This window comes from Campylobacter concisus (genome assembly GCF_003048835.2).
In the GTDB taxonomy this organism is placed as follows: Bacteria; Campylobacterota; Campylobacteria; order Campylobacterales; family Campylobacteraceae; genus Campylobacter_A; species Campylobacter_A concisus_D.
Map to the genome: position 1 here is coordinate 1,358,806 of NZ_CP060705.1, position 13,099 is coordinate 1,371,904.

Consider the following 13,099-nt stretch of genomic DNA (forward strand, 5'->3'; position numbering starts at 1 on the left):
CACTTTTACGCCTTGTAAATTTTAACCGCGCATTTTTTATAGTCTGTCTCTTTTGAGATAGGGCAAGTAGCGTCAAGGCAGACTTTATTTATAAATACGTTTTCATCAAAGAAAGGCACATAAACAAGACCTACTGGCGGCTTGTTTCTACCTTTTAGATCTACTCTTGCTTTTACCTTGCCGCGGCGTGACTCGACCCAAACGATCTCGTTTTGAAGCACGCCAAGTTTTTTAGCGTCATCTTCGTGCATGTAGCAAAGTGCCTCTGGAACGGCTCTATAAAGCTCAGGAACACGCATAGTCATCGTGCCTGTATGCCAGTGCTCTAGAACACGGCCAGTACATAGCCAGAATGGATAATCTTTGCTTGGCATCTCGCATGGATCCATGTAAGGGCGGAAGAAAATTTTTGCTTTGTTTGCAAGAGGAGTTTTCTCTTGATTTTTCACGCCTTTTAGATCGCCTGTTGGAAGAGCTGCGTTTTTGTTGCCGTAGAATGCAAATTTATCATTTGGAGCGGCTTTTTTAGCGTATGGGTCAAATTTGGTGTTAAATCTCCACTGAGTCTCTTTACCATCGACAACTGGCCATCTAAGACCTCTTACTCTGTGGTAAGTGTCAAAGTCAGCTAGGTCGTGGCCGTGGCCAACACCAAATTTTCTATACTCTTCCCAAAGATATTTGTGGATGAAAAATCCATATCCTTTAAATTCTTTACCATCAGAGCCGATCACCTTTCTACTATCGCCAAAGACTTCTGTGTTGTCATAGTTTTCCATGATCGGATCGTTTGCGCTAAATTTCTTAGCATCTTCATTTGCAAAAAGCACGTCAAATAGCGTATCTTCTTCGCTATATCCCATAGCTTTTGCAGCCTCAAGCACGCTTGGAAGTGTCACTTTGTCATTTAGCTTTTTCTCGCCCCAAACATCTTTTAGTTTAAAGCGCTTACTAAACTCAAGCATCTGCCAGATATCAGGCATCGCTTCGCCAACAGGAAGTACTTGCTGTCTCCAGTGCTGTGTCCTTCTCTCAGCATTACCGTATGCACCCCATTTTTCATAGATCATCGCAGTTGGGAGGATAAGGTCAGCTACTTTTGCAGAAATTCCTGGATAAGGGTCACTTACGACGATGAAGTTGTCCATTTCGCGAGCTGCTTTGATCCAGTGGTTTGCGTTTGCAGTGTTTTGCCATGGGTTATTTACTTGAACCCAGATAAATTTAACCTTGCCATCTTCAAGATCACGCATCATTTTTACGTAGTGTGAGCCTGGTACGGCATTTAGTGTGCCAGCAGGTAGTTTCCAAAGTTTTTCAGTGATCTCTCTGTGCTTTGGATTGCCAACAACCATGTCAGCTGGCAAGCGGTGAACGAATGTTCCAACCTCTCTTGCTGTTCCGCACGCACTTGGTTGGCCAGTTAGAGAAAAGGCACCTGAGCCTGGAAGTGCTTGCTTGCCAAGTAAGAAATGCACCATATAAGCTTGCTCATTTACCCATGTGCCGCGTTGGTGTTGGTTAAAGCCCATAGTCCAGAAACTCACGACTTTGCGATTTTTCTCGATGTAAAGATCAGCAAGTGCTTTTAGTTTTTTCTTAAATTCATTGATATCTTCGTTTGGATCGCCTTTTGCTACCTTAGCTGTAAAGTCAAGTGTGTAAGGCGCAAGAGCTTTTTTGAACTCTTCAAATGTTATTTGCCAGTGATCGCCAGCTTTTGCAGCATTTTTATTTTCTAGCGTATCGCCAGCCTTTAGGCCAAGATAAGAAAGCGTAACGCCCTCAGCCTCGCTTAGCACCTTTGATTTTTCAGTAGCAGCTGTGTCTAGCTCACTTGGAGCATATTTTTTGTGGTGGATGTCTGGACGAAGACCATATCCGATATCAACTGGGCCAGCTGTGAAGACGCAGTGTTTTTTGACAAATTCTTCATCTATCATCTCAGGATGGTTATAGACTATCTCACGAGCGATGTAGTTCCAGATAGCAAGGTCAGATGACGGAGCAAAAATGATCTCGATATCGGCTAAATTTGATGTTCTAGTTGAGTAAGTGCTTAAATTTACGACCTTTACTCTATCAGGATCGCTAAGCTTTCTATCACTCACGCGCGCCCAAAGGATCGGGTGCATCTCAGCCATATTTGCGCCCCAAGCTACGATAGTATCAGTTAGCTCGATGTCATCAAAGCAGCCTGATGGTTCATCGATACCAAAAACTTGCATAAAACCAAGAACCGCACTTGCCATACAGTGTCTTGCATTTGGATCGATGCTGTTGCTTCTAAAGCCACCTTTCATAAGCTTAACAGCTGTGTAGCCCTCTGGGATAGTGTATTGACCAGAGCCAAGCACGCCAACGCCGTGAGGTCCAAGCTCGTCATAAGTCTTTCTAAACTGAGCTTCCATCACGTCAAATGCTTGTTTCCAGCTTACTTGCTTGAATTTACCTTTTTTGTCAAATTCGCCCTTTTCATTTACACGCAAAAGTGGATGAGTGATCCTATCTTCGCCGTACATGATCTTAGCGTTAAAGTAGCCTTTGATACAGTTTAGACCGCGATTTACCGGTGCTTCTGGATCGCCTTTTACAGCTACTATCTTGCCCTCTTTTGTAGCAACCATGATGCCACATCCGGTTCCGCAAAATCTACAGGCAGCCTTATCCCAACGCCAGCCTTTTTCAGCTTCGTTTGCCGCACTTAGCGAGCTTGGCACAGCGATACCGGCACTAGCACAAGCAGCACTAGCTGCAGCACTTTTGATGAAATCTCGTCGATTCATTTTTTCTCCTTCAAAGATTTAAACAAATTTAAGAGATATTACTCTCATTAAACTTATTTACCCCTGATTTACGTAGATAAAAATTTCAATAAACTTAAGATGTAAAATTACATATTAGTTTAAGAAAATTTATATAAATAGCCCATTATAAAAGAAGTAAGATGATAACTTAAAGCAATTTTTTAACATATCTATAGGTATTTTACAAGTAAATCTTAAAAAAATAAATTATAAATTTATTCAAATAGTTGAGTAGAAAAGTAACACATAAATTGGGGTAAATTTATCTTTTATTTAATCAAATTTATATACGATGGAACAAGAAATTTTAAAATTTATAAACGAGCATATCACGGCTCTAAATTTAAATTTTATTGAAATTATCCACATGCAGTGCGAAGCACTGAGGCATGCTACCTATAACGTCGTCGGGCTTTACTTCGACTTCGTCTCGTAACTGCAAGCAGACAGGGGATTGTTAAGGGGGAAGGGAGCTTCTTTGCTTCGCAAGCTCACAACTGCAAGCAGAGCGTAATTCAAGCCTCTTCCCCCTTAACAATAAGTTTTGTAGCCTTGTTTAAACAAATTTGAGTTTGTTTATTAAGAAGTTAAAACCTCTTCTTCCTAACCTCTTCAACTATGGCTTTAGCCATCTCATCTACTTCTGATGTTACTTCGTTTGCTTGGTTGGCAATTACAACATTCTCTTTTGTTAGGTTATCTATTTGAGCAACTGATTGATTTATCATATTTATGCCTTCACTTTGCTCTTTGATTGATTCACTCATCTCATTTATTGATTGAGCTAGGACATTTGTATTTGCTTCTATCTCACCTAGAGATTTTTGAGTTCTTTCTGCTAGTTTTCTAACTTCATCAGCAACAACTGCAAATCCTCTACCATGCTCTCCAGCTCTAGCTGCTTCAATAGCAGCATTAAGAGCTAGTAGGTTTGTTTGATCTGCTATATCTCTAATGATAGTTATGATGTTTTTAATTTCATCTGATTGTCTTATAACATCAGCTGTCTTTTGAGAGATGGCATTCATTGAGCTACTCATTTGCTCAACTGCAGCAGCACTTTCTTGTAAGCTATTTGCTTGAGTATTTGCTGAGCTTGCTACTTTTGATACTGAGCTAGCTAGAAGTTTAGCTTTTTCTTCTAGTACTTGAGCTTGGTTTAGATTGTCATTTAGCATTTTAGATATCTCAATGCCAAGAGAGTTTATACCACTTGCTATCTTACCATCATCATCAAGTCTTTTTGTAAAGTCTTGGTTTTTATAAGTGTTTAGTAGATCAAGTACATCTTTACCATTACTTGATATTGCATTTTTAAGAGCAAGTTGTAGATCTTTAAATGTGCTTTTTAGTTGATTTAGAGCTGGGTTATTAGTATCAGCTTCTAAGCTTGCTTCATAGTTGCCATCTTTTATCTCATTTACAAAGGTGTTGGCTTTTTGGATGAAGGTGTTTTCTTTTTCTTTAGATGTTTGGATCTTTTGGATGTTGTCGTTGATAAGATTTGCCATTTGACCAAATTCATCTTTAGAAACGATATTTGACTTAACAGGTTCTTTGATCTCGTAGTTTAGGAATTTAAAGAATGAAACCAATGACTCAGATATAGCTGAAAGTGGTTTTAATGATCTACTAACTACAAATAAAAGAAGTGCAACAATGACTACGATAAATACTATTGATGATATGATTTGTGAAATAAATGTCTTATTTAAGCTCTCGTCATAGTCTGTCCATGAGTTTGCAGAGCAAATAAGCCAGTTTGCTTGATCATAAAGCTCGCAAGCAAGAAGTCTCTCTGTGCCTCTAAGATTGTAAGTAAATGTTTTATCGCCATTTTTCTTATACTCATTTGAGTAGTCATCAATGATCTTCATAGCTTCGCTAGCATCAGATAAAACAAGATCCTTATGAACGAAATGAATTATTTTTTTATGCTCTAAATCAAATAAAGCTATTGCACTACTTGGAGTTGGTTTTATCTTATTAAGCTCATTATCAAGCTTATCTATACCCATATCCACGCCAAAGACACCAATAACCTTACCACCAACTACTACCTTTTTAGCAATAGTTAAATTTAAGCCACCAGCTGAGCTTGTGTATGGAGCTGAAAAGATGATACCCTCTTTTGCAACAGCGTCCTTGTACCAGCCCTTAACCCTTGCATCATAGTTTTTTCTCTGATCAAAAACCATAAATTTACGATCTTTGCCATCAAGCACAGCGTTATAAACAGCACCATCAGCCGCATAACCAAAGTAAAATTCAGAAAAATCAGTAACCTGCGCTGCATCCATTAGCACTTTTTCTAAAGCCTCTTTGTCATCCAAAATTTGTGGATGTGCCTCGATGTAACTAGCAAAATTTTGAACGGCTGCAAGCTTATCTTCAAAAAATGCATTCATATAAAACTGCAAAACTTTTGAAGATGAAGTCTTAGACTCCTTTGCTAGATCATAAATACTCTCCTTGGTATTTGTGTAATTCACCGTTGAAAACACGCCAAGCGAGACAACTAAAAGCACTACGATGATGAGTGCTATCTTGTTTGCTGCTTTTTTCATAAACAAAATCCCTTTGTGTAAATTTTATGTTTATATCGGCAAATTTTTTTTATGATTAATAGCTATTTACAATTATTTAGGTGTGAAATTTCAAGCTAAATTTCATATAAAGCCTAGTTTCTAGCATCAGCTAAAACAAGTGCAAAAAGCACATCAACGCCTGCTTTTTGAAGTGTATCTCTAGCTTCTAGTATCGTTGTGCCAGTGGTTACGATGTCATCGACTAAGATAACTGGCGCAGTGATATTTTTTAAAATTTTAAAATTTCTTGGATTGTTTTGTCTAAATTTAAGATCCTTGCCGCTGTAGCTGACACTGCTTGTCGCATGCAAGGTGTGAAAGATGGGTTTAAGGTTTTTAGCACGAAGCTCGTTTGCCAAAATAGCCGTTTGCGAGTAGCCATTATGCACTCTATCATCTATCGGCAAGGCGTAAATTTGCTCTGGGAAGCTAAAACTCTTAGCAAATTTCTTAAATGCAAATTTGGCTAAGTTTTTATAGATAAAAAGTCCGTGCATTTGGTGCTTTGAGTGGATGAGCTCTTTGATCTCAGAGTAGCCATAGAAGCTATAAATTTTAAAGCCCTCCAGCTCTCTTGCCACAGGGCTTGGCTCGCTTAAAATTTGCGAGCAGGTTTTACAAAATGTCTTTAGCGTAAAGCTCTTGCAAAACGCACAAAACATCAGCTATTTAAGATAGCGATCGCAGAGCGTTTAACGGCGTCGTTGATGATGTCTGTTAAGAATGGCTTAAACGCTCCGCCAGTGCGAACTAGCTCAAATTTGGTTTGGTTGTTTGAGATATTTTTGATGATGCTTTGATCGCCTTTTTGAATTTTAAGAGTGATCTTTATCTTACCTCTTGTGTTGTCGCTGTTATATCCGCTCATATTTGCTTCAAATTCGTTTATGAAAACTTCAACCACAACGCCACCCATGCCATTTACATTTGCGCCACGTGCTGCAAGCTCTCTTTTAAGGGAGTCGCTAAAATAAGTCGCGAGATCGTTTTGAAGCACGACATACTCTTTTACAGTGCCTCTGCCATCGGTTATAGTTGCGATAGTACTTTTGTTTTTGCGACTATCATGCACCGCGCTTATATATACTTCAAGGCCGTTAGCTTGCTGACTTGCAGCAGTTTTGTAAGGATCAAACGCAACTACTGTCTGAGTAGGCGCACAACCGCTCAAAAATAGGACAAAAAGTCCAAAGATAGCTAGAAATTTAAATTTACTCATATTTTTCCTTTCAAAGTTTAGTGATCTCATCAGCCACTTTTATGGCAGCTTGCTTAACTAAAAGCGCGATAAAGAAGTCAAACTGACCACTTTTTGACGCCTCAAGCTCCTCCACGTGGTGTCTAGTCGAGATAGGAATTCGTTTTTTGAAATTTATATCTGAAAGCACAAGCTCGCCGTATAGATGTCCGTTTAAAATCTCCGAGCTTCTTTGGTAGTTGCCCCTAAGCTCATCAAACCTAAAATCAAGCCTGTACGTATACGGCGATGTTTGAGTATCCACGACCACGATGCCACGAGAATTTAGCTCACGCTGCAAAAATAGATAAAAAAGCACCTCTAGGCGAGGGTTTGAGCTAAAGACTACGCTACTTCCATCAAGCCTCGTGTAGTAAATCGACCTTGCGCTGCTTCTGGCATCCACTATCCTATGAAAATAGACCTTTTTTAGCCCGACATTTATGTCGATCATATTTTTTTCCAAGCAGCAGTTTATCGCCACGTCGCTTTTATACTTGACGCCATTTATAAAGACGCCATCGCCCCTGCCCTTGCACGCACTGCAGTCGGCTGGTATGCGCAAAACCTCTTCAAAATAGGTCTTATCTTGGCTACTTATACTCGCACTTTGCACGCCGTCTATGCCCTCACAAGAGAGACAAAGGCTCGCTTTTGCCGAGCAACCTGATATAAAAAATACCGCAAATATCGCTAATAACGCTGTTCTTAACATCTCGCTTCCTTTTGCTCTTTTTGTTTTTTGCGAAGGTTTTTCACGCTCTCTCCTGCTATGCCGTAGTTGTTCGTGTCGATCTCGTCGATGATGACGACCGTGTTTTTAGCGCTTCTGCCTAAAATTTCGCTGATCAAATTTGTAACTCCGCTTATCATCTTCTCTTTTTGCTCCACACTTGGGCTATCACCCTCTTTTGTCACGCAAATTTTCACAAATGGCATAGTGCTTCCTTTTTGTAAATTTAGCATTTAAATTTTAATCAAATTTTATCAACCAAAACAATCCGCAGGCAGATCTACCGCCAGATTTATATAAGGCGAAATATTTTGTGATGATTTTGAAAGCTGTGACGTGAAATTTTGGCGCAGATAGAACAGATAGTTCATTAAGCCAAAATTTTACTAACTCTTTCAAAAGGGCACAAAAGATAAGCCGTCAGTCTATTTTTAAAACGCTTAAAAAGGCTTCCTGCGGCAAATTTACCTTACCTATGGCCTTCATACGCTTTTTACCCTCTTTTTGCTTCTCAAGCAACTTTCTCTTACGAGTGATATCGCCGCCGTAGCACTTGGCTGTGACGTTTTTACCCATTGATTTTACGGTTTCACGAGCGATGATCTTGTTGCCGATACTAGCTTGTATCGCCACCTCAAAAAGCTGGCGTGGCACGATCTCTTTCATCGCCTTTACGAAGTCCCTGCCCTTCGTCTGCGCCTTGCTCTCAGGCACGATGATAGAGAGCGCATCGACCGTCTCGCCAGCCACTTTTACATCAAGCTTTACTAGATCGCCCACGCGGTAGTCGCTTGGTTCATAATCAAAGCTCGCGTAGCCTTTGGTGCTTGACTTTAGCTTGTCATAAAAGTCCATCACGATCTCATTCATCGGTATGTCATACTCGAGTAAAACGCGGTCAGTCGTGATGTAGTCCATTTTTGTTTGTATGCCACGGCGGTTGTTTAAAAGCGTGATGATGTTACCCAAAAACTCGCTTGGCGTGATGATAGTGGCCTTCACGTATGGCTCAAGGATCGAGTCTATTTTATTTACTGGCGGCAGCTGACTTGGGTTTTGAATTTTTAAATTTACCCCGTCAGTTTGTAGCACTTCGTAAGTCACGGTCGGCGCTGTGGCGATGAGATCAAGATCAAACTCGCGCTCCAATCTCTCTTTGACGACCTCCATGTGAAGAAGACCTAAAAAGCCAACCCTAAAGCCAAATCCAAGCGCCACCGAGGTCTCTGGCTCGTAGCTAATGGAGCTGTCGTTTAGCTTTAGCTTATCAAGCGCGTCACGCAGATCTTCAAATTTATCAGTTTCGATCGGATAAAGTCCCGCAAATACAAATGGCTTAGCCCTCTCAAAGCCACCAACTGGCTCTTTTAGCGGATTTCTAGCCTGCGTCACCGTATCGCCCACCTGCACGTCGCTCACGTTTTTTAGGCCAAGCACGACTATACCGACCTCGCCAGCTGCGATACTTTTTGTCTTTATCGGTGCGATCGGATTTGGGTACATGAGATCAAGCACGATATGCTTTTTGCCTGTTCCCATGACCAAAATTTCATCATTTTTAGATATTGCGCCGTCGTATACACGCACGAGTGCTAGTGCGCCAAGGTAGTTGTCAAACCAGCTATCATAAATGAGCGCCTTTGTAGGCTTGTTTGCGTTGCCATTTGGCGCAGGAATTCTCGTGATGATCGCCTCAAGTAGCTCTTTTATACCGATACCGCTTTTTGCGCTCACCTCGATCGCTCCAGAGCAGTCAAGGCCGATGATATGCTCGATCTCGTCCTTTACTCTAGCAGGGTCAGCCGCAGGCAGATCGATCTTGTTGATGACTGGGATGATCTCTAGGTTGTTTTCAAGTGCGATGTAGACGTTTGCGATAGTTTGCGCCTCCACGCCCTGAGAAGCATCCACGACAAGCAGCGCACCCTCGCAACTAGCCAAAGAGCGGCTCACCTCGTAGCTAAAATCAACGTGTCCTGGGGTGTCTATCAAATTTAGAACAAAATTTTGCTCATTTAGTGCGTAGTTTAGGCGGACAGACTGGGCTTTGATCGTGATGCCACGCTCTTTTTCTATATCCATCGTGTCCATGATCTGCGAGCTCATCTCACGGTCGCTAACAGCGCCGCACTCCTGAATGAGGCGGTCAGCAAGCGTGCTTTTACCATGGTCGATGTGAGCGATGATGCTAAAATTTCTAATGTTTTTCATGAAATCCCTAGTTAAATTTTAGGCGATTTTATAAAAAAAATCGTTAAAGTTGAGTAAAAATGAGTTTGCTAGGTCAGTAAGGTTTAAATTTAAAGCTCAAATTTAGCTCTTAAACTTTTACGCAGATCGCAAAGCACAATACAAAGTGAATATAAAAAAATAGGCGTAAGCCACAAGCGTCAAGAAGCCTAAAAATGCCGAGGCATAGACTAAAACACTAATCCCATATGTCGCATTTGCAAGCGCTGACACATGATAAGTCCAAAGCTCTGGCTGTTCGAACGGAGCATCTATGGCATTAAAATATAGAGCAAAATTTAACGCCAGCAACAAAATAAATACGTACTCTTTCTTTAGAAAAAAAGCAGCACAAATCAAGGCAACTACAAAATTTAACCCAACAAGAAAGCCAAGATATTTACCATACATAAAGGTGCAAAGCAGACCTAAGATCACGACTACCAGATATTCATTTTTTATGCGCAACATTAAATTTAAGCCTTTTGTGTCAAATTTTAGTGATGATGCCCGCAGTGATCATCTTCATCATTTAGCTCGCAGATGAGATCGTCTTTATGTCCAAGGCTCTCGCTCTCAAACTGAAGCGTGACATGGCCGATGCCTGCGTGAGAAAGCTCGTGCTCGATGCGCTTTATCATCTTTGAAATTTCAGCCACGCTTAGCGCATCATCCACCACCACATGGGCTATGAGCGCATTTGTGCCAGCATTTATCGCCCAGATATGCAGGTCATGCACGATTTTAACGCCATCTACACCCTTTATAACGCCTAAAATTTCATCCGTATCAAGCTTAAGCGGCACGGCTTCGATCAGGATATTAAAGCTATCTTTTAGCAAGCTAGCGCCACTTTTTATGATGAGTAGCGAGACGAAGATACTTGCGATGCTATCGGCCTGCGTGAAGTTAAATTTCATCACAAGAAGCGCCGCAACGATAGCGCCAACAGAGCCAAGCGTGTCGCCAAGCACGTGCAAATATGCACCTTTCATATTTAAATTCTCTTTTGTATCAGCGCTTTTATGCATATAAACAGCTACGACTAAATTTACCACAAGCCCCAAAATACTAACTAAAAGCATCGTTTTAGCATCTATCTCTGGCTCGTTAAAAAGCCTAATGATCGCTTCGACTACGACAAAGACAGCGAGTGCGATAAGAGCGATGGCATTTATGAAAGCAGCGATGATCTCGACCCTTTTGTAGCCAAAGGTCTTTTGTAAATTTGCCCTTTTTTCTGCGATCTTAAAAGCAACCAGTGACAAAAAGAGAGCCGCAGCGTCTGAGAGCATGTGAAATGCGTCACTAATAAGCGCAAGCGAGTTTGAAACGAAGCCAAAAACAGCCTCAACTATCATAAACACAAAAATGAGTAAAAACGAATTTCTAAGAACGCTCTTGTTGTGCATCATTATCCTTCTTTTCGGCGTCGATCCTCTTGCCGATATCTTTTAAATTTGAAAATTCCTCGATGAGCTTTGGCGAGTCGTCAAGGCTGATGACGAAATTCCATATATAGGTCATCACAGAGTAGATGTGGCCGGCATTTGTCTGCTGCGAGCTTAGCACTATTATCGCCACCAAAAAGAGCAGCGATGCGCTAATGCCGATGATAAAATAGCTCATCGCCTCCCTGTTTGAGATCGCTATACGAAATTTAGAAACGACATCATAGTGCCTATTTAGCGTGCTTTTGTTAAAAACACCTATCACCTTTGCCTCTTTTTCTAAGCGGTCATTTAAGCGAAGATAAAGATCGTCATTTTTCTTGATATATCTTGGCAAAAATATAAGAAAAAAGGTCATAACTACAAAGCACGCCACAGCGACCTTTGGCCGGGCAAAATGAGCATAAACGCTGAGCCGATGATCGAAATGACCGATGTAAAAAACATAGGAAAATGCGTCTCAAAGAAATTTACAAACTCTCGCGAGAGCGCTACTCTGGCGATGATGGCGGAGTCGTCTTTGGCGTTTTGCTTTTCATTCATGATGACATTTACAGCAAGCTTTGCGTAGATATTTGCAAAAACTTGCGTATCCACGCGGCGCCTAATGGCTCCAACAAGCCACGCTATAAGCACAAAAAGTGCGTAAATGAGAGCATTTAACGTATTTCCTTGCATGATTGCATTAATCGCAAAGCCCGCAAATATCGGGTAGGCTAGAAAAAGTCCGTTCTCTGCTAACACCAAAGTAAAGGTCAAAATGAGCTTTTTGTTATGCTCGGTCGCTATGCTCTTTAGCGTTTTAAAGGCGTTATTTTGCAAATTTACTCCTAAAGATTTTGCGAATTTTAGCTCAAATTTATAAATTTTGAAAAATTTTTGTTGTAACTCTTGACATTACAACAAAAAATCACTATACTTCGCTCATCGGTTGTAAATAAAAAGATTACAACACAAAAAACAAGGAGAACAAAATGAAAAATTATCAGGTTGCAAAGATCACAAATGAGCCAAGAGTCGAGCTAAAAGAGGCTTTAAATTTAACTGGCTGTGAGGTATCTATAAACGAACTTCCGGCAAACGTGAGCGTGCCATTTGTCCATGCGCATAAGCAAAACGAGGAGCTTTACATCATCACTGAGGGCAATGGCGAGCTTTTCATCGACGGCGAAGTGATAAAAGTAAGTAAAGGCGACGCGGTGCGCATAGATCCAGAGGGTAAGAGGTGCTTTAGGGCTGGCAAAAACGGCATCAAAATGATCTGCATCCAGACAAAACGCGGCAGCCTAGAGCAATACACAATGAGTGACGGTGTGATAGTTGATGACGTAAAGCCAAGCTGGCTGTAAATTTAAAGGAGAAACAATGAAAATAGCAATCATAGGTGCAAACGGCAAAAGCGGTGCAAATTTAGTAAATGAGGCGATAAAATAAGACTACGACGTCACAGCGATCGTTAGAAACAAAGAGTATAAAAACGAAAGCGTAAAGGTCATTTATAAAGATATTTTCGAGCTTACAAAGGCCGATCTAGCAGGCTTTGACGCTGTTATCAGCGCATTTGCAGCATGGAGCGAAGAGACTTTCCCGCTTCACAAAAAAGTGGCCGCTCACCTAGTAAATTTACTAGAAGGCACTAGTACAAGGCTCATCGTAGTTGGCGGCGCTGGCACGTTATTTGTTGATGGCAAGGGCACTATGCTCATGGACACCCCAGACTTCCCAGCAGCATATATGGGCGTGGCAAAGGCTACGGCAGAGTCTTATTTTGAGCTAAAAAGTAGCGCAAATGTGCTTTGGACATACGTAAGTCCAGCAGGCGACTACGACGAAAACGGCGCTCGCACCGGCAAATACGTGCTTGGCGGGGACGATCTCATACTAAACTCAAAAAATGAGAGCTACATAAGCTACGCAGACCTTGCGCTTGCGATCATCGACGAGCTAAAAAACAAGAAATTTATCCAAAAACGCTTCACTGCAGTCGGCGAGAGAGCGTGAGTTTGATTTTAGTAGGCAAATTTAAACTTATGCCTGCTAAACTTAGAGGTTTA

12 protein-coding genes and 2 pseudogenes are annotated in these 13,099 nt (G+C 41.2%); 2 read left to right on the forward strand and 12 right to left on the reverse strand.

Annotation, left to right across the window (positions count from 1 at the left end; translation table 11 throughout):
- Nucleotides 1-5: 5 nt before the first annotated feature.
- The 12 genes and pseudogenes from napA to CVT08_RS10320 form a co-directional block, all read right to left on the reverse strand.
- Nucleotides 6-2,786: a nitrate reductase catalytic subunit NapA gene (napA, locus tag CVT08_RS06845; protein WP_107856841.1), complete on the reverse strand. Its 2,781-nt coding sequence runs from the start codon at nucleotides 2,784-2,786 to the stop codon at nucleotides 6-8.
- A gap of 608 nt (nucleotides 2,787-3,394) precedes the next feature.
- The gene (locus CVT08_RS10460) at nucleotides 3,395-4,318 is read right to left on the reverse strand and encodes a methyl-accepting chemotaxis protein (protein WP_430622456.1); all 924 of its coding nucleotides are present in this window, start codon (nucleotides 4,316-4,318) and stop codon (nucleotides 3,395-3,397) included.
- Nucleotides 4,319-4,597: 279 nt separating this feature from the next.
- A pseudogene (locus CVT08_RS10465) lies at nucleotides 4,598-5,374 on the reverse strand (cache domain-containing protein); the annotation flags it as partial.
- A 113-nt stretch (nucleotides 5,375-5,487) separates the two neighbouring features.
- Nucleotides 5,488-6,057: a ComF family protein gene (locus tag CVT08_RS06860; protein WP_107855984.1), complete on the reverse strand. Its 570-nt coding sequence runs from the start codon at nucleotides 6,055-6,057 to the stop codon at nucleotides 5,488-5,490.
- Nucleotides 6,057-6,614 (reverse strand): YajG family lipoprotein, encoded by a 558-nt coding sequence (locus CVT08_RS06865; protein ID WP_021090028.1) that lies wholly within the window; start codon nucleotides 6,612-6,614, stop codon nucleotides 6,057-6,059. The genes CVT08_RS06860 and CVT08_RS06865 overlap by 1 nt, the downstream gene beginning before the upstream one ends.
- A gap of 10 nt (nucleotides 6,615-6,624) precedes the next feature.
- A complete protein-coding gene (locus CVT08_RS06870) occupies nucleotides 6,625-7,347 on the reverse strand; it encodes a hypothetical protein (RefSeq protein WP_107855985.1) in 723 nt (240 codons plus the stop codon).
- Complete coding sequence (locus CVT08_RS06875; protein ID WP_107855986.1) at nucleotides 7,341-7,571, reverse strand: 2-hydroxymuconate tautomerase family protein; 231 nt, start codon at nucleotides 7,569-7,571, stop codon at nucleotides 7,341-7,343. Before CVT08_RS06875 ends, CVT08_RS06870 begins: the two co-directional genes overlap by 7 nt.
- Nucleotides 7,572-7,785: 214 nt before the next feature.
- Nucleotides 7,786-9,576, reverse strand: a complete 1,791-nt coding sequence (gene lepA / locus CVT08_RS06880) for a translation elongation factor 4 (RefSeq protein WP_107855987.1) — start codon at nucleotides 9,574-9,576, stop codon at nucleotides 7,786-7,788.
- Between the two features lie 117 nt (nucleotides 9,577-9,693).
- Entirely contained in the window at nucleotides 9,694-10,065 is a 372-nt protein-coding gene (locus CVT08_RS06885; RefSeq protein WP_230855917.1) for a transporter, read from the reverse strand.
- A gap of 26 nt (nucleotides 10,066-10,091) precedes the next feature.
- Nucleotides 10,092-11,009, reverse strand: a complete 918-nt coding sequence (locus tag CVT08_RS06890; RefSeq protein WP_230855918.1) for a cation diffusion facilitator family transporter — start codon at nucleotides 11,007-11,009, stop codon at nucleotides 10,092-10,094.
- On the reverse strand, nucleotides 10,984-11,403 hold the full coding sequence (locus CVT08_RS10315; protein ID WP_265094275.1) for an ABC transporter six-transmembrane domain-containing protein: 420 nt from the start codon (nucleotides 11,401-11,403) through the stop codon (nucleotides 10,984-10,986). The genes CVT08_RS06890 and CVT08_RS10315 overlap by 26 nt, the downstream gene beginning before the upstream one ends.
- A gap of 2 nt (nucleotides 11,404-11,405) precedes the next feature.
- Nucleotides 11,406-11,867 (reverse strand): ABC transporter six-transmembrane domain-containing protein, encoded by a 462-nt coding sequence (locus tag CVT08_RS10320; RefSeq protein WP_265094274.1) that lies wholly within the window; start codon nucleotides 11,865-11,867, stop codon nucleotides 11,406-11,408.
- 152 nt (nucleotides 11,868-12,019) lie between these two features.
- On the opposite strand from CVT08_RS10320, the gene CVT08_RS06900 reads away from it, so the two are divergent.
- Nucleotides 12,020-12,394 carry a cupin domain-containing protein gene (locus tag CVT08_RS06900; RefSeq protein WP_107855989.1) on the forward strand — a complete coding sequence of 125 codons (375 nt, stop codon included), beginning with the start codon at nucleotides 12,020-12,022 and terminating at the stop codon, nucleotides 12,392-12,394.
- 97 nt (nucleotides 12,395-12,491) lie between these two features.
- A pseudogene (locus tag CVT08_RS06905) lies at nucleotides 12,492-13,046 on the forward strand (NAD(P)-dependent oxidoreductase); the annotation flags it as partial.
- Between the last annotated feature and the right edge of the window lie 53 nt (nucleotides 13,047-13,099).